General features: G+C 61.0%; 26 protein-coding genes. 12 read left to right on the plus strand and 14 right to left on the minus strand.

Going from position 1 to position 24131, the window contains the following annotated elements; all coding sequences use genetic code 11:
- Positions 1–64: 64 nt before the first annotated feature.
- A complete protein-coding gene (locus ACQKEK_RS00530; protein ID WP_206606872.1) occupies positions 65–436 on the plus strand; it encodes a sensory rhodopsin transducer in 372 nt (123 codons plus the stop codon).
- 10 nt (positions 437–446) lie between these two features.
- Here the strand turns inward: ACQKEK_RS00530 and folX are convergent, their stop codons facing one another.
- The 3 genes from folX to ACQKEK_RS00545 all read right to left on the minus strand — a co-directional run bounded on the left by folX (position 447) and on the right by ACQKEK_RS00545 (position 2334).
- Positions 447–821, minus strand: a complete 375-nt coding sequence (gene folX, locus ACQKEK_RS00535; protein ID WP_128121041.1) for a dihydroneopterin triphosphate 2'-epimerase — start codon at positions 819–821, stop codon at positions 447–449.
- 16 nt (positions 822–837) lie between these two features.
- A complete protein-coding gene (folM, locus tag ACQKEK_RS00540; protein WP_128121042.1) occupies positions 838–1548 on the minus strand; it encodes a dihydromonapterin reductase in 711 nt (236 codons plus the stop codon).
- Between the two features lie 138 nt (positions 1549–1686).
- Positions 1687–2334 carry a PilZ domain-containing protein gene (locus ACQKEK_RS00545; protein ID WP_499140723.1) on the minus strand — a complete coding sequence of 216 codons (648 nt, stop codon included), beginning with the start codon at positions 2332–2334 and terminating at the stop codon, positions 1687–1689.
- Between the two features lie 232 nt (positions 2335–2566).
- On the opposite strand from ACQKEK_RS00545, the gene ACQKEK_RS00550 reads away from it, so the two are divergent.
- A complete protein-coding gene (locus tag ACQKEK_RS00550) occupies positions 2567–3019 on the plus strand; it encodes a flavodoxin (RefSeq protein WP_499140724.1) in 453 nt (150 codons plus the stop codon).
- A gap of 33 nt (positions 3020–3052) precedes the next feature.
- Here ACQKEK_RS00550 and ACQKEK_RS00555 read toward each other — a convergent pair whose 3' ends face one another.
- From ACQKEK_RS00555 to olsB, 3 genes are read right to left on the minus strand one after another with little or no spacing between them, the layout of a single operon-like run.
- On the minus strand, positions 3053–3625 hold the full coding sequence (locus tag ACQKEK_RS00555) for an acyl carrier protein phosphodiesterase (protein ID WP_499140725.1): 573 nt from the start codon (positions 3623–3625) through the stop codon (positions 3053–3055).
- A gap of 39 nt (positions 3626–3664) precedes the next feature.
- A complete protein-coding gene (locus tag ACQKEK_RS00560) occupies positions 3665–4441 on the minus strand; it encodes a lysophospholipid acyltransferase family protein (RefSeq protein ID WP_499140726.1) in 777 nt (258 codons plus the stop codon).
- Positions 4442–5188, minus strand: coding sequence for an L-ornithine N(alpha)-acyltransferase (olsB, locus tag ACQKEK_RS00565; protein WP_046162771.1), 747 nt, complete (start codon positions 5186–5188; stop codon positions 4442–4444).
- A gap of 186 nt (positions 5189–5374) precedes the next feature.
- Here olsB and ACQKEK_RS00570 point away from each other — a divergent pair, with 186 nt between their 5' ends.
- The 4 genes from ACQKEK_RS00570 to ACQKEK_RS00585 all read left to right on the plus strand — a co-directional run bounded on the left by ACQKEK_RS00570 (position 5375) and on the right by ACQKEK_RS00585 (position 8585).
- Positions 5375–6277, plus strand: coding sequence for an acyl-CoA dehydrogenase (locus ACQKEK_RS00570; RefSeq protein WP_499140727.1), 903 nt, complete (start codon positions 5375–5377; stop codon positions 6275–6277).
- A gap of 204 nt (positions 6278–6481) precedes the next feature.
- Positions 6482–7642: a phospholipase D-like domain-containing protein gene (locus ACQKEK_RS00575; RefSeq protein WP_499141324.1), complete on the plus strand. Its 1161-nt coding sequence runs from the start codon at positions 6482–6484 to the stop codon at positions 7640–7642.
- Between the two features lie 51 nt (positions 7643–7693).
- Complete coding sequence (locus ACQKEK_RS00580) at positions 7694–8278, plus strand: DJ-1/PfpI family protein (protein ID WP_177327086.1); 585 nt, start codon at positions 7694–7696, stop codon at positions 8276–8278.
- An 82-nt stretch (positions 8279–8360) separates the two neighbouring features.
- Entirely contained in the window at positions 8361–8585 is a 225-nt protein-coding gene (locus tag ACQKEK_RS00585) for a VF530 family protein (RefSeq protein WP_045429526.1), read from the plus strand.
- Positions 8586–8663: 78 nt separating this feature from the next.
- Here the strand turns inward: ACQKEK_RS00585 and ACQKEK_RS00590 are convergent, their stop codons facing one another.
- Positions 8664–10187, minus strand: coding sequence for a fumarate hydratase (locus ACQKEK_RS00590; RefSeq protein WP_499140728.1), 1524 nt, complete (start codon positions 10185–10187; stop codon positions 8664–8666).
- Between the two features lie 326 nt (positions 10188–10513).
- Between ACQKEK_RS00590 and ACQKEK_RS00595 the strand changes: the two genes are divergently transcribed.
- Both ACQKEK_RS00595 and ACQKEK_RS00600 read left to right on the plus strand, forming a co-directional pair.
- Entirely contained in the window at positions 10514–11644 is a 1131-nt protein-coding gene (locus ACQKEK_RS00595) for a GGDEF domain-containing protein (protein ID WP_499140729.1), read from the plus strand.
- Positions 11637–12578, plus strand: coding sequence for an iron-sulfur-binding ferredoxin reductase (locus ACQKEK_RS00600; protein WP_499140730.1), 942 nt, complete (start codon positions 11637–11639; stop codon positions 12576–12578). Before ACQKEK_RS00595 ends, ACQKEK_RS00600 begins: the two co-directional genes overlap by 8 nt.
- Positions 12579–12646: 68 nt before the next feature.
- Here ACQKEK_RS00600 and pyk read toward each other — a convergent pair whose 3' ends face one another.
- A complete protein-coding gene (gene pyk / locus ACQKEK_RS00605) occupies positions 12647–14098 on the minus strand; it encodes a pyruvate kinase (RefSeq protein WP_045429512.1) in 1452 nt (483 codons plus the stop codon).
- 177 nt (positions 14099–14275) lie between these two features.
- Between pyk and ACQKEK_RS00610 the strand changes: the two genes are divergently transcribed.
- Genes ACQKEK_RS00610 through ACQKEK_RS00620 form a run of 3 tightly spaced genes read left to right on the plus strand, consistent with a single transcriptional unit; the run spans position 14276 to position 15601 of the window.
- The gene (locus ACQKEK_RS00610; RefSeq protein WP_499140731.1) at positions 14276–14653 is read left to right on the plus strand and encodes a tetratricopeptide repeat protein; all 378 of its coding nucleotides are present in this window, start codon (positions 14276–14278) and stop codon (positions 14651–14653) included.
- Positions 14654–14690: 37 nt separating this feature from the next.
- The gene (locus ACQKEK_RS00615; protein ID WP_128121053.1) at positions 14691–15116 is read left to right on the plus strand and encodes a DUF4124 domain-containing protein; all 426 of its coding nucleotides are present in this window, start codon (positions 14691–14693) and stop codon (positions 15114–15116) included.
- A gap of 50 nt (positions 15117–15166) precedes the next feature.
- Entirely contained in the window at positions 15167–15601 is a 435-nt protein-coding gene (locus ACQKEK_RS00620; protein ID WP_128121054.1) for a PilZ domain-containing protein, read from the plus strand.
- 69 nt (positions 15602–15670) lie between these two features.
- Here the strand turns inward: ACQKEK_RS00620 and ACQKEK_RS00625 are convergent, their stop codons facing one another.
- Genes ACQKEK_RS00625 through ACQKEK_RS00650 form a run of 6 tightly spaced genes read right to left on the minus strand, consistent with a single transcriptional unit; the run spans position 15671 to position 22448 of the window.
- Positions 15671–17002, minus strand: a complete 1332-nt coding sequence (locus ACQKEK_RS00625; RefSeq protein ID WP_499140732.1) for a DUF58 domain-containing protein — start codon at positions 17000–17002, stop codon at positions 15671–15673.
- Positions 17003–17027: 25 nt separating this feature from the next.
- A complete protein-coding gene (locus ACQKEK_RS00630; RefSeq protein WP_499167495.1) occupies positions 17028–18041 on the minus strand; it encodes an AAA family ATPase in 1014 nt (337 codons plus the stop codon).
- Positions 18038–19213, minus strand: coding sequence for a DUF4350 domain-containing protein (locus ACQKEK_RS00635; protein WP_499140734.1), 1176 nt, complete (start codon positions 19211–19213; stop codon positions 18038–18040). Before ACQKEK_RS00635 ends, ACQKEK_RS00630 begins: the two co-directional genes overlap by 4 nt.
- Positions 19206–20771 carry a DUF4129 domain-containing protein gene (locus tag ACQKEK_RS00640; RefSeq protein WP_499140735.1) on the minus strand — a complete coding sequence of 522 codons (1566 nt, stop codon included), beginning with the start codon at positions 20769–20771 and terminating at the stop codon, positions 19206–19208. The genes ACQKEK_RS00635 and ACQKEK_RS00640 overlap by 8 nt, the downstream gene beginning before the upstream one ends.
- Positions 20758–21741 (minus strand): stage II sporulation protein M, encoded by a 984-nt coding sequence (locus ACQKEK_RS00645; RefSeq protein WP_499140736.1) that lies wholly within the window; start codon positions 21739–21741, stop codon positions 20758–20760. The genes ACQKEK_RS00640 and ACQKEK_RS00645 overlap by 14 nt, the downstream gene beginning before the upstream one ends.
- The gene (locus ACQKEK_RS00650; protein ID WP_499140737.1) at positions 21738–22448 is read right to left on the minus strand and encodes an RDD family protein; all 711 of its coding nucleotides are present in this window, start codon (positions 22446–22448) and stop codon (positions 21738–21740) included. The genes ACQKEK_RS00645 and ACQKEK_RS00650 overlap by 4 nt, the downstream gene beginning before the upstream one ends.
- Positions 22449–22701: 253 nt before the next feature.
- Here ACQKEK_RS00650 and sbcB point away from each other — a divergent pair, with 253 nt between their 5' ends.
- Positions 22702–24126, plus strand: coding sequence for an exodeoxyribonuclease I (sbcB, locus tag ACQKEK_RS00655; RefSeq protein ID WP_499140738.1), 1425 nt, complete (start codon positions 22702–22704; stop codon positions 24124–24126).
- The last annotated feature ends 5 nt before the right edge of the window (positions 24127–24131 follow it).

The raw sequence follows: 24131 nt of genomic DNA on the forward strand, positions 1-24131 counted from the left end.
GGCTTGAACCGCCTCCGCTAAACAGGATGGCCGGCCGGCCATCCAGCTGTCGAGGAGACTGGATGTGATTGGGAAAAAACACTGGGTGATAGCCGAAGGGTACCTGCCGGCGTTGGGACCGAAACCCGATGAGCCGGCGCTGCGCAGCCATGAGACGGCGTGCATTCTGAACGCTGGCCCGTTGGAGGCGGTGATTGAGCTGACGCTGTACTTCGCTGACCGTGAGCCGATCGGGCCCTACGCGATACGGGTTCCAGCGCGTCGAACCTTGCATCTCCGTTTCGATGACCTGCAGACACCCCAGGCAGTGCCGCGTGAGACTGACTATGCCAGCGTATTCATTTCCACCGTACCGGTGGTGATTCAGCACACTCGGCTGGACGCACGCAGCGGTGACCTTGCGCTGATGACGACCCTGGCCTATGGCAGCGATTGACGCGCGAAGGTTAGTCCCGATGTGCGGCGAGGGTAATCGATACCGACTCGGCAAAGCGCAGAGCGTGCGGCTTGTCCACTTCGACTTCGGCGTAACGCACTTGCGGATGCGCCATGACTAGGTCGAGGATTTCCTGAGTGAGCCGTTCGAGCAGGGCGAAACGGTTGTCCTCGACGTGTTGGATGATCGCCTTGGTGATGGTTCGGTAGTTCAGTGCATGGTCGATATCGTTGTCACGCACGGCCTCGGCCGCAGGATAAAGCATCGTCAGATTGATCAGGACATCCTGCTTGTTGAGGATTTCCTCTTCCTTGATACCGATGAAGGTACGTAGTCGCAGGTCTTTGACGCGGATGCGCGCCATGGCAGGTTCCAGTCGGGGCATGGGGTTCCTTCGCGTGTCAGATCAGGTGGCGGCCACCGTTAACGCTCAGCGTGGTGCCGGTGACATAGGGATTATCCAGCAGATAGCGCAGGCTCTGGTAGATCACCTCGGCGCCGGGCTCGATGCCAAGGGCGGATTTGGCAAGCGCCTTGCGCTGGTAGATCTCGTCATCGCCTTCGTTGAACTGTATCAAGGCAGGCGCGATGCCATTGACCTTGATCGCCGGCGCCAGCCTAGCTGCAAACGACAGCGTGAGGTTGTCCAAACCGGCTTTGCTGGCTGCATAAGCGATGTGCTTTTTGCTGCCGACGCGGGTGACGTCGTCACCGATGTGGATGATGTCTGCCGGACCGCCATGCTGCAGCAGTTCAGTGCAGTGAAGATTGATCAGATAAGGCGCGAGCATGTGCACCTCGAACATGCGCTGGAATGTTTCAGCCTCTTCACCCGGCGTCTCCGGGTGCCAGTCCGATGCGTTGTGAACGATCGCGCGTAGGGCGCTGGTGTGCTCCTTGAGTACAGCGATAAAGGCGTGGATGCCCGCTGCAGCGGAAAAATCGGCATGCAAGGTCAGCGCACCACGCTCACGAAGCCGAGCCAGACTTGCGCGAGGGGTGCGGTAGCTCACGATTACCGGCTGGCCTTCATCAAGCAAACGTTCGGCGCAATGCAGGCCGATGCGCTGGCTGGCACCGGTAATCAGTATCGGGGCCGTCGGCTGGGTCATGCTGGGATACCGAGTGGGACGGGGAAGGTCGCGCGGCCTGTGCAAGGCAGCAGTGCCTTGCCAGCTTACACCAGGGTGCGCAACGACCCTACTATGCGGGCATTTTCGTGCGTGGAAAGGCTGGCGTCTAAGGTGCTGCTAAGGGGGCTCGGGCGCGTCGGAGGTGGCCTGCGTAGAAAGCTCTGGCTGCAGCTCGGGATGCAGACGCTGATGCTGCTCGTACAGATAGGAGCGGATGCGTTCGGCATCTTTGTCCTGCGGGTATTCGACTTCGTAGGCAGTCATTCCACCTTCGGCATGCCGGATCCGATGCGCGTCGATCTGAAACGAGTCTTCGCCCGGCAGTGCCAGGCGCATGTGCAGATGTTTGGGCGCCTGATGCTTGGCTCCGGCGTCCACCAACAGGCCGTTGGGTGACAGCTCGTGCACGCTCAGCGCGGTTTCGTTGCCATCGTCGGAGAGTAGTGGCAGCGGCTCGTCCAAGTGCAATCGCCAGGCGCGAAGTACTGGTCCGCGTTCATAGATGGTCGGAGCCGCGAGCTGCAATTGCACCGCCTGGAATTCATCCTGCTTCAGCTGCAGCGGGAACGACATGCAATAGTCCTCGAGCTCCGCTTCGAGGGTCAGGTTGGCCTTCGCAGCCAGTTGCAAGAGTAAGCCGTTGGCCTTTTCTCCGCCGTCGACACGGAAGCCAGCCCGCGTTTCGCCCGGCTCTGCAGACGAGCCACTGACAAGTTCGTTGATATAGGCCAGTTCGGCACTGGTCAGATCAGTTTTGCTCGGCATCCCGATTTCCCTCTCAACGTCAGGGCAGACCCGTCTGCCCATGCCTAAACGCTCCAGAGTGCAGCACAGACCTCTACGAGATCCTTTACCACGTCGGCACTGCGACAACACATGCTCGATGTAATTCCCTTGCGCCTGGCGGCGGGCCGTTTTGAAGCGTAGAACCGCTCGGTCGGGATGAGTGTGTCGGATGCGGCATAATGCTCGGCTTTAATCTAAAACGGAGCTCATCATGAAAGTGGCCATCCTCTCCGGTACCGTCTATGGCACAGCTGAAGACGTTGCCCGCCATGCTGCGACGGTACTCAAGGCGGCGGGGTTCGACGCCTGGCATGATCCGCGCGCGCAGCTAGCGCAGGTCCTGGACTTCGGACCGCAAGCATTGCTGGTGGTGACTGCCACCACCGGGATGGGCGAGCTACCGGACAGTTTCGTCCCGCTCTACACGGCGATTCGTGATCAATTTCCGGCCTGGCAGGGCCTGCCAGGCGGGGTGATCGCACTGGGTGACGCCAGCTATGGCGATACCTTCTGCGGCGGCGGGGAGTTGGTTCGGGAGTTGTACGCCGAGCTGGGCGTACGCGAAGTGCAGGAAATGCTGCGTCTTGATGCCAGCGAAACGGTAACGCCGGAGACTGACGCCGAGCCCTGGCTGGGTAGCTTTGCCGCAGCTCTGCGTGGCTGATAGGTAGGCATGGCCAGTGCTCGCCAGGCTGCGTCAGTCTGCCCGGCGAGCGAAGGCTTGCAGGTGCGGATAGAACGCTTGGAAGTCCTGCAGCAGCGGCTCATATAGCCGTTCCATTTCCTCGACACCGCCGAGCAGCCCTTCGGGGCGTGACAAACGCCGGCTCATGCCGGCCACAACCTGTTCCATCACGGAGAATTCCCGATAACTGCCGAGCCAGTCCTGAGCGGCCATGCGCGGCGCGATTAGCGCCAGCTTGCCGGGGAGCTCGGCTTCCTCAAGCAACACCTGATACACCCGCGCGGTGAAGTGCTGAAGGGGCTCGTTGGCGTAGAGGGGCCAGTGCGCCGCCAGGCAATGATCGAAAAACAGGTCGACCAAGATGCCTGCGTAGCGTCTTCGCTCGCGAGGAAAGCGCTGCTTGGCTTGAAGGACAATTGGGTGGCTATCGGTGAATACATCGATCTGTCGGTGCAGGCGAATGCCCGCTTCGATATCGGCAGGCCATCGGTTCTGTAAGGGCCCTTTGACGAAGTCGCCATAGAGGCTGCCGAGCAGCTGCCCGGGCCGCTCGCCGCCGAGATGAAGGTGCGCAAGATAGTTCATGAGGCGAGTCTAGCAGCGCTTGCTTGCGCTCAGCTTGCATCAGGCAGCGTGGGCGATCGGCATCAACTGCGAAGGACCGTACAGCGCTTCGGCGATCGCGCTGTGGCAACGCCGGGCGAGTGGGTTACGTTGCGTATCATGGCTGGATAGTGGGGGCAGCAGTTGGATCTCCACCACTGCTGCATCTTCTGCCAGTAGCCGAAACAGATGTGAAAGCAGATCGTCGTCGCCGATAAAGGGGGCTATCGGATCGATAACGCCGTTGCGCAGATATCGAATCGCAACGGGCTGTACCGGCACACTCGTGTCGATCGCACAGGCCAGCAGTCTTGAGTGGAATGTGCGTAGCGAAGTGCCATCAGTGGTGGTGCCCTCGGGGAAAATCAGCACGCTGCTTCCTTGCCCCAGTTCCTCGCTCATCTGCTGGCTGAGCAACGTACTGTCGCTACCGCCGCGCTGGATGAAGCGGGTTCCAGCCTCGGTTGTCAGCCAGCCAATCACCGGCCAGTGACGGATCTCGGCTTTGGCGAGGAAGGTCATCGGTTGCAGCAGGCCCAGCAGGGGAATGTCGGTCCACGATAGGTGGTTGGCGACCCACAACATCGGCTTATCTGGCAAATCGCCTGTCACACGAACCTGAAATGGTAATGCCGCTGCGAGCCGCCCCAGAAACGAACGGCACAGCTGCTGACGCGCAGCTTGAGCGGGATTAAAGCCCAGCACCGTGCGCAGTTTCAGGCTGCAGGCCAGTACCAGGCCGTAGAGAATCACCATGGCCAATCTCAAGAGACGAAAATACAACCTGATCCTGCGCATTCAGACCGCTGCCTTGAAGTGCCGGGCGTAACGCGGGCACAGCTCGTCGCGCTTGAGGAGAATGAAGAGGTCTGCGACCTGAAAATCTGGATCCCAGCAAGGTTCACCGCAGATCTTTGCACCCAGTCGCATGTACGCCTTGAGCAGCGCAGGTGTCTCAGCGATGACGTTGTCGGGCAACGCCAGCGCTGGTAGCGGGTTTTTAGGGCATGCGTGTAGCAGCTCCGTCGAAAGATGACGTTCGCGCAGTCGCTGCATGATGGCCTGGGCCTGGACGCCGCCGTCGCGCATTGGAATGCTGGCGCAGCCCATGAGATATCGATAGCCACCTTGGTTGAGCACTTCAGCCAGTTCCGCCCAGAGCACGGCGATGGTCGCGCCGTTGCGGTAGGCCGGATGAACGCAGGTCCGGCCAATCTCCAGGATCGGCCCTTCAAGTTTCGCCAGGCCTTGTAGGTTGAATTCGTTTTCGCTGTAGAACCGTCCCAATCCACGCGCCGTCTGGTTATCGAGCAGGCGCGTGGTTGCGACAAGCTCCCCGCTGCCTGAGTCGCGTACACCGATATGGCTGCAGTAAGCGTCAAACTCATCGCTGTCCAAACCGGCCTCGCTGCCCTGCATCTGAGCGCCATACTCGCCGTTGAATACCTGATAACGCAGCGCCTGAGCCTCACGTAATGCATCGTCGCCGAGCAGGCGTACCGCCTGCAGTTGTCGCGTCACGCGGGGGAAGGCAATGGTGGTCATGCTCGATCTCCTGGTCAGCCTGGCAGTGGCAATGCGTCCGGAGCGCATGGTTGTTATGGTTGGCGTTCCGTCAGTCCGTGATGCCAGAGGCTAGGCAGGGGCGGTGTCACGGTTGTTACGGATCCGTGATGCTTGGATGACGGCATTCAAGCCCCCAGAACCAAGCGAATCTGCTGGAGAGAACCGATGTCTTGGCACACTGTGCTTGGTCCGATTGAACGCTTGCCGCAGCCTGCGGCGCTGGACGATTGGTTTTGCGAGGTACAGGCCAATGGAGGCGGTGACCCGTTCGAGTTGGCGGTGCGCGGCGGCCGTCAAGCCGCCACGCCTGGTCTGGAGTTTCTGGTCGGCTATCAGGCCGCGTTGCGACGGCTCTGGCCGTCGGCGCCAGCGGGTATCGGTGCGCTATGCGCGACCGAGCAGCGTAAGCTGCGCCCGGCGGATATGCAGACTCGGTTGGATAAATTGACGCTTACCGGCAGCAAGGACTTCGTCATTGCTGGATCAGCGGCGGCCTGGTTGTTGGTTCCGGCACGAGACGAGGCGCCAGGCGAGCCGGCAAGGCTCAGCCTGTGCGTCGTGGGTTCCGGTGATCGGGGCGTGACTATCGAGGACATGCCGCCGCTGCCGCTGGTACCGGATATCGTGCATGGGCGCTTGCGCCTCGAGCGGGTGCCATGTCAGCGGTTGGCGGGTGACGGCTGGGACGACTACGTCAAGCCGTTTCGCACGCTGGAAGACCTGTACGTGCTCGTCGCCATGGTCAGCTGGCTGTATGGAATCGCCTTGGAGTGCGCATGGCCGCAGGCGCTGCAGCTCAGGTTGATCGGTCTGCTGGCGGCGGCAGCCGAAGTATCGCGCCTGCCGCCTGCTGAGGTTTCGACGCAGCTGTTGCTGGCTGCGCTCGATGCACAATGGGCCGCAACCTTACCTGCGCTGGATACGGCCCTCAATGAGGGTCCGGGCCATTGGACCGAGCTATGGCAGCGCGATCGCGGCATATTGCAGTTGGCGCGTCAGGCACAGGCCAAGCGGCTGGACAAGGCAGCGGCGGCTTTCGCACTGACGCCTCAGTGTGACCGGGACTGAACGATGCGATAAAGCCACCGAGGCGGGAACTCTGCACGGCGGCGCGAACCTATAACAGGCGTGCCATCACGGCTTACGACAGGAGCCGCTGATCCTGGCGAGGTACATTCCGTGCCTGAGTGTTTACCGGACAAGGATTTCAATGGCTTCCAGCTGTATCCGTAGTTGCTTCCCCGCGTGCTCTGCCCGAGGCATGCAAGCGTGATGCTCGCCGGCGAGGTGTTTCCATGGCGCGAAGGTAATCGTTTTCGGTTGCTGCTCGACGGCCCACAATTTTTTCCACAGATATTGCAGCGTATCGATACTGCGCAGCAGCGTGTGGATATCGAGCTTTATCTGGTCGAGGACGGGCTCTGTACCGATCGGCTCGTCGACGCCCTGATTGCCGCAGCCGGGCGTGGTGTACGCGTGCGCTGCCTGTTCGATGGCTTCGGTTGCTTGAAACTCGGGCAGAAGACGCGTCAGCGGCTGCTCGACGCAGGGGTCGACCTGCGCCAATACAACCCGCTCAAGCTACAGCTGAAGTTCCGCAACCTTCATCGCGATCACCGCAAGCTGATCCTGATCGATGATCTGTGCTGTTTTGTTGGAGGCGCCGGTGCGACAGACGAGTTCTGGAATCCGGACAAGCCGGACGAGCATTGGCATGAGGCGATGGTGGAAATCAGCGGGTCGGTGATGGAGGACTGGCAGCGCCTGTTCGATGTGCAATGGACCCTGTGCCTCAAACGGCGGATCTGGCAGCTGCCGTTGCCTCGGCAGCTGCCGAAGATACCCGCCGCGCCCGATGCGCTCGACGGAGCAGGGCGAGTGGCCTATTCCGCTGCGCGTCAGCATCGAGACATTCTCCACAGCCTGTTGCGCAATCTGCGAAGGGCTGAGCGGCGTATCTGGCTGGCAACTCCGTATTTTCTGCCGACGGGCAAGGTCCGGAGGGAGCTGATGCGCGCGGCTCGCCGCGGCGTCGAGGTTCGACTGCTGCTGACCAGCCGCAACACCGACCATCCGTCCGTGCGCTATGCCGGGCAGCGTTTCTATCCAAGATTGCTTCGCGCGGGTGTGCGGATTCATGAATATCAGCCACACTTTCTGCACCTGAAACTCGTGTTGGTCGATGACTGGGTGAGTGTCGGCTCGTGCAATTTCGATTATTGGAATCTGCGCTGGAATCTTGAGGCGAACCTGGAAGCGGTCGACTCGCAGCTAAGCGCCGACGTTGCCAGGAGCTTCGAGCACGACTTCAATCAGAGCCTCGAGATCGACCTGCATCAGTGGCACGCGCGCCCCCTTTACCTGCGGATGTATCAGCGGCTGTGGGGCCTGCTCGACCGGCTCGTGATCAATATTTTCAACCGAAGCGGCTGACGGCACGGGCCGAGCCGTTTATAAAGTGTCCAACTGAAAAGGGAGAGCGTTCTGATGGCTGCGAAGAAAATTCTGATGCTGGTCGGTGACTACGTCGAAGATTACGAAACCATGGTGCCGTTTCAGGCGCTGCAGATGGTCGGTCATACCGTGCATGCGGTCTGCCCGGACAAGAAGGCTGGTGACACCGTGCGCACAGCGATCCACGATTTCGAAGGCGACCAGACCTATAGCGAAAAGCCCGGCCATAATTTTGCGCTGAACTTCGATTTCGCCGAGGTGCGCGCTGAGGACTATGACGCATTGGTGGTGCCGGGAGGCCGCTCGCCTGAGTACCTGCGGCTCAACGAGCAGGTGATAAAACTGGTGAAGGCATTTGGTGAGGCGAAAAAGCCGATTGCCGCGGTGTGCCACGGCGCTCAGTTGCTGGCTGCCGCTGATGTGCTGCGCGGGCGTGCGTGTAGCGCTTATCCCGCCTGCGCGCCGGAGGTTCGGCTGGCCGGTGGTGAATTTGTCGATATCGGTGTCGACGAGGCGCATACCGAGGGCAACCTCGTGACCGCTCCGGCGTGGCCGGCGCACCCCGCTTGGCTGGCAGCATTCCTGGAGCTGCTCGGGACCCGCATCAGCCTGTAATATGCCGCTCCGTTCGAAGGCCCGCTCCGGCGGGCCTTTTTATTTACCCGCAGGCGCTGCCTGCTCAAGCTCCGAGGCCGCAATGTCCCAACCCCAAGACCCGCTCCATGGCGTGACGCTGGAGTCGATACTCGTCGAGCTGCAGGCTCACTATGGCTGGGAAGGGCTGGCGGAGCGGGTCGATATCCGCTGCTTCAAGAGCGACCCCAGTATCAAGTCGAGTCTGACGTTTTTGCGCAAGACGCCATGGGCGCGGGCAAAAGTTGAGGGGTTATTCGTTCAGCTGCGCCGGAGCCGGCGTGATTAGTTGATGATTAGCGCTGCAACTGGCGTCCTGTAAGCAAAAAGCCCGGCAATGCGCCGGGCTTTCTATTGGCGCAATCGGTTATTGCACCTCTACAGCCAGGTTTTCCGCGATCTTCTTCTGCCAGATCGCCGGCCCGGTGATGTGCACTGATTCGCCGTTGGTGTCGACCGCGACGGTGACCGGCATGTCCTTCACTTCGAACTCGTAGATCGCCTCCATTCCCAGTTCGGCGAACGCCAGCACCTTGGACTTCTTGATCGCCTGGGCGACCAGATAGGCCGCGCCGCCGACCGCCATCAAGTACACCGCCTTGTTGTCCTTGATGGCCTCGATGGCGATCGGGCCGCGCTCGGACTTGCCGATCATGCCCAGCAGGCCGGTGCTCTCGAGGATCTGACGGGTGAACTTGTCCATGCGCGTCGCGGTGGTCGGGCCGGCGGGGCCAACCACCTCGACGCCGACTGGATCGACCGGGCCGACGTAGTAAATGAAGCGACCCTTAAGGTCCACCGGCAGCTCTTCGCCCTTGTTCAACATGTCGACCATGCGCTTGTGCGCGGCGTCGCGACCGGTGAGCATCTTGCCGTTGAGCAGAACGGTTTCGCCCGGCTTCCAGCTCTGCACTTCTTCCGGCGTGATGGTGTCGAGGTTGACGCGACGCGCGCTCGGGCCGGCTTCCCAGACGATTTCCGGATAGGCGTCCAGTGGCGGCGGCGTCAGCTCAGCAGGACCAGAGCCGTCGAGCACGAAGTGGGCGTGGCGTGTGGCAGCGCAGTTGGGGATCATGCACACCGGCAGCGACGCAGCGTGGGTCGGGTAATCCATGATCTTCACGTCGAGCACGGTGGTCAGGCCGCCCAGGCCCTGCGCACCGATACCCAGTTGGTTGACCTTCTCGAACAGCTCCAGACGCAGCTCTTCGATGCGGTTCTGCGGGCCGCGGGCCTTCAGTTCGTGGATGTCGATGGATTCCATCAGCACTTCTTTGGCCATCACCGCGGCTTTCTCGGCGGTGCCGCCGATGCCAATGCCAAGCATGCCCGGCGGGCACCAGCCGGCGCCCATGGTCGGCACGGTCTTCAGCACCCAATCGACGATCGAGTCGGACGGGTTGAGCATGGCCATCTTCGACTTGTTTTCCGAACCGCCACCCTTGGCCGCTACGTCTACTTCGACCTTGTCGCCCGGAACGATGGAGTAGTGGATGACCGCCGGCGTGTTGTCTTTGGTGTTCTTACGGGAACCTGCGGGGTCGGCGAGGATCGAAGCCCGCAGAACGTTCTCCGGCAGGTTGTAGGCACGGCGGACGCCTTCATTGATCATGTCGTCCAGGCTCATGCTTGCGCCGTCCCAGCGTACGTCCATACCCACGCGCACGAATACGGTAACGATGCCGGTGTCCTGGCAAATCGGGCGGTGTCCGGTGGCGCACATCCGCGAATTGATCAGGATCTGCGCCATGGAATCACGGGCTGCCGGTGACTCTTCACGCAGGTAGGCCTCGTGCATCGCCTGGATAAAGTCGACGGGGTGGTAGTAGGAGATGAACTGCAAAGCGTCAGCAACGCTTTGTATCAGGTCGTCTTGCTTGATCACGGTCATGCAGCGCGTCCTCTTGGCGGGGCGGAAACAGCGCGTATCGAGACAACGACCGACACGCTTAGGTAAAAATGCGCGGCAGTATAACCTGCCGTAGAGCAGTGAACACAGACGGACCAAAGGTGAAGGGATGCACAGGGGAAACTGGTATGACGCTGCCTGCGATTGGGCGTTGCGCGAAGGGCTGAGGCATCGGCTCGGCATTGGCGCGATGGCAATAACGACGGCCCTGTTTAAGGTGATAGTTCGCTTGCCCAACACAACTGCGTATAGGTTTTTTACAAGGGCCGGCGTAAAGTGTGACGAATTGCCACTATGGGAAGGATTCCATGCGCGCCAGTCGTGACGAGAGCGAACAGCAAGCGCTGCAGTTACTGGTGACCAAGCGCTTCGGCATGGCGGCCGCCACCTACGGTCTGGCGTTGCTGCTTACCTGGATCACTGTGGCTGCGGGCTTCTATCAGGCGCCGGTCGAGACAGCAATCGCGGGTTCGGTGATGATTGCGGCCAGCCAGTTGATCTTTTTCTGGGTTTTCTATCGAGGCCATAACCTGCGCTTTCGCGACCCCAGCCTGACCGAGCCACAGGTGCTGGTTGCCCTGGTCTGGCTGACCTTCTTTCTGTTCAATCTCGGCGACAACCGTGGATCGCTGCTGGTGCTGTACGTACTGGTGCTGATGTTCGCGGTGTTTCTGCCACCGAAAAACTTCCTCCGTTACGCCGTGTTAGCACTGTTCAGCTTCGTCGGCATGGTGTTCTTCGACGCGCAAATGGGCTACCTGAACGACCCGCAGACGGCACTGCTGCAAACCGGCGTGCTGCTGGTGACTCTGGTCTGGATGTGCTTGTTCGTCGGCTATGTCTACAGGTTGCGTCAACGCATGCGTCAGCGCCGCTTTGCCCTGCAGGCGCATCAAGAAACGCTGCGCGGCATGATGCGACAGCTGGAAGACCTGGCCTCGACCGACGAACTGACGGGTCTCTACAACCGTCGGCATTTCCTGCGTAAGGCGGAATCCGAGCTGAGCCGGCTGCGGGCGGGGCATCAGTCTGGCCTGGCCCTGATCGATCTCGACTACTTCAAACGGATCAACGATCTGCACGGGCATGCGGTGGGCGATCGTGTTTTGCAAACCTTTGCGACCGTGGCGCGCTCCTGCCTGCGAGACGACGACATACTCGCCCGCTACGGGGGCGAAGAGTTCGTTCTGTTGTTGCCGAACACCGATGCCGAGCAATTCCGCGCTTGTTGCGAACGCTTGCGCGAGGCCTTCGCCAATGCCCAGCCGCCGGAGGGAAATATGCAGGCCGGTCATTTGAGCCTTTCCGTTGGTTTGACTCTGCTTCATGAAGGCGATGATCTGGACGAATCTTTGCAGCGTGCCGACGACGCGCTGTACCGGGCCAAGGGCAACGGTCGGAATCGGTGCGAGACCAGCTGGGCGACGGTGAATGCCTGAGATCACCCACGGTAGGCGGACTTGGCGAGTGGCGAACGGCAGCAATCTGCTCGATGCGCTCAATGATGCCGGCTTGAACGTGCCGTTCAGCTGCCGTGCGGGCAGTTGCCATGCCTGCCTGGTGCGCTGCCTGGAGGGCGAACCACAGGATGCACGCCCGCAGGCACTCGACTCGGCCCGGCGATTGGAGGGTTGGAGGCTCGCGTGCCAGTGCAGCGTGACCGGAAATCTTGATGTAGCAACGTTCGATCCTGCGCGCGAGGGGCTTCCGGCACGGGTAGAAGGATTCGACTGGCTAGATGATCGAGTTCTGCGATTGCGCTTGATCCCTGAGCGACCGCTGCGCTACTACCCAGGCCAGCACGCGCTGTTGTGGAACAACCATGGAGTCGCCCGGCCCTATTCGCTGGCGAGCGTGCCTTGGGATGAGCATTGGCTTGAGTTTCACCTCGATTGCCGGCACAGCGGTGCGTTCTGCAACTCAGCTCGCACCCTGACCGTTGGTGACAGTCTGCGCCTGGGCCAACTGCATACGGGGGCGCTGCGTTACGAGCCCGAGTGGCACATGAGACCTTTATTGTTGTTGGCCGCCGGTACGGGACTTGCCCCGCTTTGGAGCTTGGTGCGCGAAGCACTGCAACAAGGGCACCAGGGGCCGATTAGGCTGCTGCACTTCTGCCGGGGCGGGTCCTATCTGCGAGAACCGCTTGAGAATCTTGCGGAGCTAAATGGCAACCTGAGCGTTGAATGCGTCGATTGGGAGCAGGCAGGCAGCCGCCTTCAGTCGCTGCAGGCCACGTCACGCCAGGAGATTGCGCTGATCTGTGGTGGAAGGGCTTTTGTCGAAGATTGCGCCAAGCGCATGTTTCTGGCGGGATTGCCGCGGGGGCAGATACTGAGTGACGCTTTTCTTACGCGTCAGTCCGGAGTTTAAAAGGGTTCGGAGGCATTGACCTCGCTAGGGAAAAGGTGCGCCAGGCGGTACCTGGCGCGCCGCGCTGATCAGGTCAGGGAGTCGCCTACACGCAAGATTTTCATGGTGTTGGTGCCGCCCGTGCCGTGATAGGTGTCGCCCTTGGTCAGGATCACCCAGTCGCCAACATTGACGATGTTGCGCTTGAGCAGCTCGTCCACTGCCGACTGGCTGACCTTGTCAGCGGGTAGGGCCGCCGGATCGAAGGGAATGGTCTGCACGCCGCGGATCATGGCGACTCGGGCCTGGGTTTCGCGATGGGGCGAAAAGGCAAAGATCGGTACCGACGAGCGAATCCGCGACATGATCAGCGGGGTGTAGCCACTTTCGGTCAGGCTGATGATCGCTTTGACGCCGGGAAAGTGATTCGCCGTGTACATCGCCGCCAGCGCCGTGCTTTCGTCGCTGCGCTCGAAGCGCTGACCCAGGCGATGGCCGGATTTGGTACTGGTCGGATGCTTCTCGGCACCGACACACACGCGCGCCATGGCCTTGATCGCTTCGACCGGATACTCGCCAGCAGCGCTTTCAGCTGAAAGCATCACCGCGTCGGTGTAGTCGAGCACGGCATTGGCTACATCGGACACTTCGGCGCGGGTCGGCATCGGGTTCTGGATCATCGACTCCATCATCTGGGTCGCGGTGATCACCAACTTATTGTTGCGGCGCGCATGCAGAATGATCTTCTTCTGAATGCCCACCAACTCGGCATCACCGATTTCCACACCAAGGTCGCCACGCGCGACCATCACGCCGTCACTGGCACGGATCAGGCCATCCAACGCTTCGTCATCGGCCACGGCTTCGGCGCGCTCGATCTTCGCGATCAGCCAGGCGCTGGAGCCGGCTTCGTCACGCAACCGCCGAGCCAGCTCCATGTCAGCCGCGTCACGCGGGAAAGAGACGGCGAGATAGTCCAGATTCATGTCGGCGGCCAGCTTGATGTCGGCCTTGTCCTTGGCAGTCAATGCCGGCGCGGTCAGGCCGCCACCGCGACGGTTAATGCCCTTGTTGTCAGACAGCGGCCCGCCGATCAGTACGGTGCAGTGCAGCTCATCGGCCGTGCTGCTGTCCACGCGCATGACCACGCGACCATCGTCCAGCAGCAGTTCGTCGCCAACACTGCAGTCCTTCACCAGATCCGGATAATCGATGCCGACCACTTCCTGGGTGCCGGCGTCGCGGGGGTGGGTGACGGAGAAGCGAAAGCTGTCGCCTTCAGCCAGTTCGATGCGCTTGTTGGCGAACTTGGCGATACGGATCTTCGGTCCTTGCAGGTCACCCAGCAGCGCAACGAATCGACCGTGCTTCGCGGCGATATCCCGTACCAGCTGCGCCCGGGCGCGGTGCTCATCTGGCGTCCCGTGGGAAAAGTTCAGGCGGGCCACATCGAGCCCGGCGACGATCATTTTTTCCAGCACCTCAGGTGAACTGCTGGCTGGACCCAGCGTGGCGACGATTTTGGTACGGCGCGAAGTCATTCAATGCTCCTTTTTCAGAATGGCCGCGAGGCTACTATGCCGGGCGGCTGTAGTCATCGTTGGGCTGCACTACTCTTTCGGCAGAGCTTGGAGATGCGCGCAATGGACATTTAGCTGGACGGATGGACTGCAGTTTTCGCAACGACGGTCGATAATTCGGCATCGGAGGAGTCACCCATGCGCACCCTGTTTATCCTTGTTCTGGCCACCCTCAGCGTAGGCTGCAGCAGCAGAAATGCCCTTGATCGCCATCTCGACGCGGCCTATACGCAATACGAGTTGGGTGATTGCGACAAAGTCATGCTCGAACTCTCCCAGGCCGAGCGGCGCAGCCGACCACGGGATAATCTACAATCGGAGATATCGCTGTTGCGCGGTCAGTGCTTGGAGCGTCAGGGGCTGTTTGTCGACGCGGCACAGACCTATCAGTTCATTCAGTCGCGCTATCCAGCCAGCGAATACGCCTTTCGCAGTCGTGCCAGGCTGGAGACGCTGCGTCAGTTGGGGCACTATGAGCCGGAGGAACGGGTGGTGATCCACGCCGTCAAACCCTGACACGACGCCGGCTAACAGACCGGCAGGGAAGGACCCCATGCGTATCGCAGTACTGATAGTCAGCGTTTTGTTGGCCCCTCTGGCGGTCGCCGATATCTACCGCTGGGTTGATCCCGGGGGCAATGTGCATTTCAGCGCGAAGCCGCAGCCGGGTGCGGAGCCGGTCGAGGTTCGGCCGCAGGTGATCGATAGAGACGACGCGACCCGCGAGCGCCAGGCGCGCACGGAGCGCTTCTTCGAGGCTCGTCGCGAAGAGCAGGAGGCGGCCAATGTGGCGGCGAGCGCTAGGCAGGCGCAACGAGAGCGCGAATGCCAGCAGCTGCAAAACCGTTTGTCACGCCTGTCTCATGGCGGGCGCTATTTCAGTGCCGATGCAAAGGGTGAGCGCGTCTACTACAGTGATGAAGAAATAGGGGCGGCGCGGCGGCAGTTGGCCAGTCGTATTAGTCAGAACTGCAGCTGAGTGGCCGGAGACGGCGGCAGCGATAAAACTTGGCGGCAGGCCCGCAATCGATGGACATGCACAATCAACGCAGTATTCAACGGCATCAATTGCCGTATTACCTCAACGTATTCAACCGTTTCACGGAAAAGCCGTTGGGTTTCATTGGCAACCTGTCCGAGTCCGGGCTGATGCTCATCAGCCCCTATCCGATGATGACTGACATACGTTTCGATATGCGTCTGAAAATTCCGGGCCAGCATAGCCAGCTGCGCTACGTCGATTTCAGTGCGATCTGTCGCTGGTCACGCGAAGACGTTACGCCCGGCAGCTTCGATTCAGGTTTCGTATTTGTCTCACCGCCCCGTGAAATTCGCGAAATGATCGATGCGCTGCACCACTACTTCAGCTTTCGTCCCATGCAGCACATTCCACCGGCGCGACTGCCACGTATCGAGTCAGCCGGAAACAAGGCCGCCGATCAGGATTGCTGCCAAGGTACCTGAACGCCATCTGCACTACGGCCAGCTGTGCGAGGCACAAGCGCTTTCTGCTTGAAAGTGAGCACACATTGGTTACAGCACAGCCCCTTTCTTCCACGCCAGATAACGGCTGATCAGTTCTGGCCCCAGCTCGTGCGGGCGGGCATCGAGCACTGGCACGCCGTGGGCGAGAAGCTGTTCATGAAGCCGGCCCCGAGCGCTGAGGTAGTCGAGCGTGCCGCAATAATCGAGGGCGTCCTGAAAGCTGCGGACAGGTTGCTGACGCAGGTTGTCTAGAACCGGCTCGCGCAGGCTCACGACCAGTACCCGATGGCGACGGGAAAGCTGTCGGACGGCGCCGAGCAGTGTCTCGTCGTCCTCGTCGCGTAGGTTACTCAGGATGATCACCAGCGCGCGGCGTTTCTGCAGCGTCAGCACATCGTTGGCGGCAAATGCGAAATCGGCTGGTCGCTGCGTGTTGGCCAGGTCATAGACGCCATTGAGCAACGCGTTGAGTTGCGTCTGGCCTTTGGCTGGAGCGAAGAAGCGCCGTTGCTCGGTGGCGAAGGTGTAAAGACCCAAAGCGTCACCCTGGCGTAGGGCGACATACCCCAACAGCAGGCTGGCATTGAGTGCATGATCGAAGTGCGTGAGCGGACCGTCCTGGCTACGCATGCGCCTGCCACAATCAAGCATGAGCAGAATCTGCTGGTCGCGGTCGTCCTGATATTCGCGAACGATGGGTGCGCGTTTACGGGCTGTTGCCTTCCAGTCGATCTGGCGCAGGGTGTCGCCTTCCCGAAATTCGCGCAGTTGGTGGAAGTCCATGCCAAGCCCCCGCCTTGGCTGCTGGCGCACACCCAGGCGGCTCAGCCAGCGGTCCACCGCCATCAAGGGTGCACCGTGCAGCTGGGTGAAGTCGGGATATACCTTGGTCTGCGATTGCAGTGGCAGCAGACGGCGTTCTCGCCACAGCCCCAGTGGGCTGAACAAGCGAATCTCGCAGTGCTGGAAATGGAAGTGGCCGCGCCGCATCGGTTGCAGGCGGTAATTGAGCTGGCAGTGCTGCCCCGCAGGTAGCTGCACCTGCTGTGGCAACTCCTGCACGTCGAGCCCGGCCGGCGCATGGTCGAAAATCTCGGCATGCATGGCTTGCGCCTGCGGATGTCGAATCTCGAGCTGAACGTCATGCCAACGGCCCAAGGCGAGATTGCCAGCCAGCACACGTCGCAGCTCAGGCGAGGGCAGGCGGCGCAGGAGCAAGGCGTCGACAGTGGCCACAAATCCAAGGCACAGCAACAACCCCCACCAAGCCGTATGAGCACCCGTGAACAGGGGGCTGCCGAGCGCCGCTGCGATACCTAGCAACAGTCCTAGGCAGAGCAGGGCGGCGATGGCGTAGAGCAATCGACGTGACGGATTCATTGAAGGGCTCGCAGGCCGGTTGGCGTCACAGCCGCGGGGCCGCGATCTGCTCGAGCAGCTGCTGGAGCAGCTGGTCCACCGAAGTGCCTTCGATGTCGAGTTCAGGTGAAAGCCTGACGCGATGCCGCAAAACCGCCAGGGCGCAGCCTTTTACATCGTCCGGGACGACGAAATCGCCGCCGCGCAACAAGGCGCGTGCGCGGGCGCAGCGCACCAGCGCGATCGATGCCCGTGGTCCGGCCCCCAGCGCCAATCCAGGCCAGTTGCGGGTGGCTCGGGCCAGCCGGACGGCATAGTCGAGCACCTGATCATCCAACGGCAGGTCACTGGCAATTTTCTGCAGCGCCTGGACATCCATTGCCTGTAGCAAAACCCGCAACCCACTGACATCGAGAATGTCGGTGCGAACTGATCGAGTGACCTGACGAACCAGGGTCAACTCTTCGTCCGCCTGGGGATAGTCCATGCGCAGCATCAACATGAACCGGTCGAGCTCGGCCTCCGGCAACGGATAGGTGCCTTCCTGCTCAATGGGGTTCTGCGTGGCCATCACCAGGAACGGCTGCGGCGCGGCGAGGGCGCGGCCTTCGAGGGTGACCTGACGCTCCTGCATGACTTCCAGCAGCGCCGCCTGGGTCTTGGCGGGGGCACGATTGATCTCATCGGCCAATAGCAGGTTGGTGAACACCGGGCCCTTGCGCAACTTGAACTGTTCGCTGGCCAGGTCATACACCGCATGGCCGGTGATGTCGCTGGGCATCAGATCCGGCGTGAACTGGATGCGCGCAAAGTCGCCACCAAAGCACCGTGCCAGGGCCCGCACCAGTAGTGTTTTGCCAAGCCCCGGTACGCCTTCAACCAGCACGTGACCGCCCGCGATCAGCGCTGTGAGCACGCCGTCCACCACGTCCTGTTGGCCAATGACGGCTTTATGCAGCTCCTGGCGTAGCGTCTGTGCAAGTTGGCTGGCGCGCTGGCGCTGCGTGTTCGGGCTCGTATTCGGAGTCACGTCGTTCGGTTCCGGTGTTGTATCGCTCATAACGCATTCCTGAGGCTTTGCAGGCGGGCAACCTGACGGGTGAAATCGGCATTACTCATCTTTCTATCCTGCGACGACCGCATGGCATGGGTAACGGCTTCAATGGGAGTTCTGCTTAGCTGCGCGAGGATCTTGCACAGGCCCGCATGGTCGAGCGCCACCAGGTTGGGATGACGGTGCTGAGCCTGACGGAGAATGTCGTTCTGCAGGGTGGCAATCAGGTGCCGCTGTCCGGCGCGGCGGTAGAGAAAATCTGCACTGCCTCGCAAATGCTCTCGAAGCTGTCGGCGGCCTCGGTTGGCGGGTTCCAGCAGCGGGCCTTGGCGCTGCGCTGCGTGCCAGCAGCCCAGCAGCAGTAACAAAAGTGCGGCGGACAAGGCTTCAGGAAAATAACGCAGCAACCGTTGCAGCAGACCGTCATGGTCGGTGCGATAGATCAGCGTCACGTCGCGGTCCTGGGTGAGATACCACAGCAGCCAGGCATGGTCGTACTGGGCAATCGCATCGTTCTGCCAGATCCAGCTGTCGGTGAGTGCGGTGATCAGGCCGCTCCCGTGCCGCAGTTGCAGCATGTGCGTCGCGCTGGCGCTGTTGGCCCATGCATGCGCACTGCCACCGGCGTCGTAAAGGTGATAGTTGGTGTCGAAAGCGAGATAGGCGGGGGCGTTTTCGTTCTCCAGATAGAGGCGGGTTAGCACGGGGCGCTTCTCTGCGTTGGCAGCACCATCGGCGACGTGGCTGTCGTCGGGTTTCTCGCTGGCTTCGTGCTGCTGCAGGTTCAGCGCATCGAGTAGCAAGTCTCCGCGGCTGCCGGCGTTTTCGTCCCAGATCCGCTCCGCGACAAACACCAGGTGGCCACCCTTATCAACCCAATGCAACAGGCGTTCGGCCTGGGCGAGCGTCATGGTGCTGCGCTCTCCAAGCAATAAAAGCACCTGCCGACTGTCCTTGGTTTCGGTAAGCCCGCCGATGCCTTGTGCATGTTCGACGGCACGCCCCTGGTCGGTCAGGAAGCGCTCTGCAGCGAGATACGGATTGCTGCGCACTTCCGGCGCCGGTCCATGCTCGATCGTTTCTTCGTAGGGGGTCGCCCTGCTGATTGCAAAAAACAGCATCAGGCCAAGCAGCAGCGCGCCCGCTACCAGCAGCAAAAGACGACGCGGCCTAGTCATGCGAGGCCTCACTGCCAAACACAGTGCGCCAGCGCTGGCAAAGCTCGTCTCGAGTCGCAGCGGGAGGCAGCTGATTCCCGTAGGCCAGGCCAAGCCAGTGGCGGGTCAAGGCTTCGGCGTAGTCGAGCAGCTGTGGCTGGGCCTCGTGCCGCAGCAGTTCGAGTATTTCACCCTCGGTATGCGAGCTTTTCAATGGCAGCTGCCGCTCGTGCAATAGGCGGCTGAGAAAAGCCCGGTAGAGCAGGCCGAGCGCTTCGCGTGGATGATCGCTCCAGAGCCGCTGCACCTCGGCGATTACGTCCGGCGGAAGGCTTTCAGGTTGCACGTCCAATCCGAACAGTGCGGAGGGCGCAGGTTGCCGCTGCCTGAATCGCAACGTCTGACGCGGGTTCACGTACAGCTTGATCCAGTCCCGATAGCGCCATAGCAGCCACCCGCTCAGGACGAACAATGCGGCCCAGAGGAGCGCTTCGATCACGCTTGCCAGGCGGTCGGGGCGCTGTGCCATCAGCTCGCTACGTAGCAACCGTTCAAGCAAGCGCGCGAACCAGCCCGGCTCGCCATCTGCCTCTTCAGTGAAGCGCCAGCGGGTAACGGTCTCGCGGTTTCGGAAAGGTGGCTGGTCGAGCAACTCACTGATCCGCTCACTGGCTGCTCTGCTGGTCAAGGGCTGCTTGAGCAGGCGATCACTTTGTGGGCCGGAGGCCTCTTTCGTCTGAATCGTTTCGTCTGCATCAGGCGCAGCCAGGGCCGCGTTGGGCACCGGCAGCAACCACAGCCCCATTCCTACTAGCAGTACCGGGAGTAGGGTCTTCACGCGCGCCTGCAGGCGGCGAAACGTCAGTTCGACATCCCAGGCTTCAAGGGTGGTTCTGCGGTTCAGATACAGGCTGAAACCGCTGGCGACATAGATCGGCTCCCAGACCACCAGCACAAGCGCATACATCAAGTTGGACAAGTGTTCGAGCCATAGCCAGTCGCCGCTCATGCCGAGCAGGTCCTGCCAGTTCCAGTCGGCCAGCATTTGCTGTGGGATGAGCATGTACATCAGCGCGAGGGCACCTAGCCACAACCCCATCTCCAGGTGCATGCCGACCAGGGTCAACCAGGATGCGGCCCGGCTGTCTCGTTGCCCCAGCACAGCGAGGCGCTGCTGGCGGGCCGAGCCAGTCAGTTGCTCGAGCTGGAGCACTGGAAGGTCGAAACTTCGAGTCACGCTGAAACGGCGCCAGGTCACGCTGGCAAACCACTGGGAGCGCAGCAGTTGCGGCAGCGCCCTGATGCTTTGTCGCAGGGTCGGTGTGTCGCCGAACAGCGCCCTCGACAGGATGAACAGCGGTAGTCGTTCATAGAGCGGCTTGAGCCACCAGAACAGCAACAAAGCAAGCGTCGGGTATTGCCAGAACAACAGGCTGAACAGGGCGAATATCGGCAGTGTCACCAGCGCCCAGCTGAGCATCAGCAGTGCGGCATGACGGCGTGCCAGGAGTACGCCGAGATCCAGCGCCTCCCAGGCGGTGCGAGGACGAATTGCCATGCTGGCATCATTCAGCTGCATGGAATCGCCGTCCGCTTTGTGTCAGATAGGTGCCGACCAGCAGCCACAACAGCGCGCCCACGGCGTATTTGACCGGGGCTGAGGGATAAGTCATCGAAGACCAGTACGCCTCGATAAAGGCAGCAATCAACAGGAATAATATGGCTCCTGCGATCAATTGCACTGCCGTAGCGGCTGCCAGGCGCAAAGCCTCGCTGCGTGTTTGGCGACCAGGTGCAACGAGGGCAGCGCCCAGCTTCAACCCGGCCGCACCCGCCAGGGTGATCGCCGTCAGTTCGAAAGCCCCATGGCCGATGACAAATGACCAGAACGGCTGGTCGTAGCCGATTCCGCTCAGATGGCCGGCAATCGCGCCGATGATCAAGCCGTTGAATAGCAGATAGAACAGGCTGCCAAGGCCGAACAGCAGGCCTCCGGCAAAGGTCTGGAACGCGATGCCAATGTTGTGCATCACGTAATAGCCGAACATCACCCAGTCGTCAGCTGACCCACGCTCGCCGAAGCGACCGAGACGGCTGGCGTCGGGGTCGTACATGGCTTCCATTTCAGCGACCTGCTCGGGGCTGATCAGGCTATAGACGAGTTCCGGAAATGCCAGCACCAACCCGGCCATGCCCAGCAGACTGCCGTAGAAAATCAAACTCGCGGCTGCCAGGTAGCGCCACTCTGCGCGAACCAGCCTGCCAAAACCACCCAGAAAGAAGCCGAGCAAGCGACCACCCAGCGGGCTACGGTGGCGATACAGTTGATAGTGTCCGCGTTGAACCAGCAGCTGCAGGCGCTCGACGAAGCGCATGCTGTAGCCGCGAGACTGCGCCAATGCCAGCTGCTGGCAGAGCCTTCGATAGGCCGCCGGAAAGTCAGCGATCAATATAGGTTGGTTGCCTTTGCCTCGCTCCAATGCTGCGAGGGTTTCAGCGAACGTCTGCCATTCAGTCTGGTGCCGGGTTTCGAACTGGCTCTGCTTCATGCCGGCCCCACCAGACTGCGAGCAATGCTGTGAATTCGAGTCTCTGCCTGCGCTGGCGCAACCTGCAGCGCTTCGGCCAGGATGGAGGCCAGTTCCAGGCGCCTTTCCGCAGACAGCGTCGAATGACGTTCGGCAAAGGCGATCAGGGCGTGCTGCTCAGCCAGCGTAAGGGGCAGTGGCGACGCGACTGCTTCAGCCGCCGGTAGTGCGGGCGCGCTGATGTTGTGCTCGCGGTACACGACCACCGTTCCTGCGGCGAGGTCGCCCAATCGCTTGAACGATGGATGCCAGAGGCAGCAGAGCGACCCGAGAAAGTAGCCGAAAGGCAGCATGTCGACGAAACGCAAAAGGTTGCGGGTCAGGGAAGAGGCCCAGCCGATCGGTGTGCCATCATCATGAACGACGCGCAGCCCCAGCCATTGCTTGCCCGGCGTACGTCCCTGGTTCAGCACTTCGAACAGCACCATGTACCACCACTGCACTATAAACAGCAGTAGCGCCCCAACGCCCATGCCGAATTTGCCCAGCAACGCAAATGCAACTCCCAAAGCCGCCAGAAGTGCGCCTCTTATTAACAGGTCCAGCGCAAACGCCAGTGCGCGAGGGACTAGGCCGGCTGGATGGAGCAGCAAATCTATACCTTCCGGCGTTTCGACGCGGTGCGTGTTATCCAGCAATGCAGTAGTGGCTGAAAGGGCGGGTGTCACGGCGTAGGCTCGCTAGTGGGGGGACTGGATGCTATGCGCACATCGCGCATCGAGCAACGGCCGGCGATGTCGCGCCCGGCGAATGAAACCATCGAACGGCGTCTTCGGCCCTAACCGGTTTGGCAGTTCCGATTGATATGCGGGCAGATTGCTCAGGTCTGTCTCGAAACTCCACTCGAACCAAATGCTCGACCATTCGTTGAGGGCGGTCTGGCGCGCTAGACTGGACGCGACAATCGAGAAGGAAGCTCCCTTGACCTCCAGCATCTTCTGGTACGACTTCGAGACAACCGGCATCTCCCCTCGCTGCGATCGGCCTGTGCAAGTGGCCGGTATTCGCACCAACGAGGCGTTGGAAGAAATTGGCGAGCCACTGAACATCTACTGTCGTTTGAGTGACGACATTCTCCCGCATCCCGCCGCGTGCCTGGTCACGGGCATTACGCCCGCCACGTTAGCGGAAAAAGGCCTGTGCGAAGCGGAGTTCGTGGCCCGGCTGCACCATGAACTGGCTGTGCCGGGTACCTGTGGTGCGGGATACAACAGCCTTCGTTTTGATGATGAAGTGCTGCGCTACAGCCTATATCGCAACTTTTTCGACCCCTATGCCCGCGAATGGCAGGGCGGTAATAGCCGCTGGGACCTCATTGACCTAGTGCGCACCGCCTACGCGTTGCGGCCGGAAGGGGTTGTCTGGCCTGAAGAGGAGGGACGGGTCACGTTAAAATTGGAGCGGCTCAGTGCAGCCAACGGTCTCGAACATTTGAATGCACACGATGCATTGTCCGATGTGCGGGCTACGATTGCCTTGGCTCGGTTGCTTCGTGAGCGTCAACCGCGGCTTTACGACTATCTCTACAAGCTACGTCGTAAGCATGCCCTGATCGAGCAAGTCCAGCTGCTCAAACCAATGGTGCACATATCGGGTCGGTTTTCCGCGGCGCGTCATTTTCTATCGGTGGTACTACCGCTGGCCTGGCATCCTCGCAACCGTAACGCGTTGATTGTCTGCGACCTGAACGCCGAATGTACGCCCCTTTGGGAGGAGCAGGCCGAGGCTATTCGCGAGCGGCTTTATACTCGTCGGGAGGACTTGGGCGAGAAACTTCCGATCCCCTTGAAACTCGTTCACATGAACCGCTGCCCAGTGCTGGCGCCAATGAGCGTGCTGCGCCACTCAGATATCGAGCGGCTAGGACTGGATATCCAATGTTATGAGTCGAGAGCGGCCGAATTACGCGGGCGGGAACCCGAATGGCGCTGGAAGCTTGCCGACATCTATCAGGAGGATGCGTTTGTGGGGTCGTCGGATCCGGAGCAGCAGTTATATGACGGATTCTTCAGCGAGCGTGACCGGCGTTTGTGTGAGCAAGTACGAAACGCTCCGCCGTTTGCGAGTGACGCCGCGCCACCGTTTGATGACCCGCGCTTGCCAGAGCTGCATTTTCGCTACCGAGCACGAAACTTTCCCGAGTGTCTATCACCTGCCGAAGTCCAGCAATGGCAAGCGTTTTCTAGACAACGCCTGATGGTGCCCGAATTTGGCGCACCGAATACCTTGGAGCAGTTTGAGCAAGCGTTGCTGGCTTTATTGCCATCGGCAACAGCCGAACAAGCACGTCTGCTGCAACAATGGTCGCTGCATGCTCGCAGCTTGCGTGAACGTTACATGCTCTGAAGATG

Source organism: Pseudomonas sp. NPDC077408 (genome assembly GCF_050269105.1).
Taxonomy (GTDB): domain Bacteria; phylum Pseudomonadota; class Gammaproteobacteria; order Pseudomonadales; family Pseudomonadaceae; genus Stutzerimonas.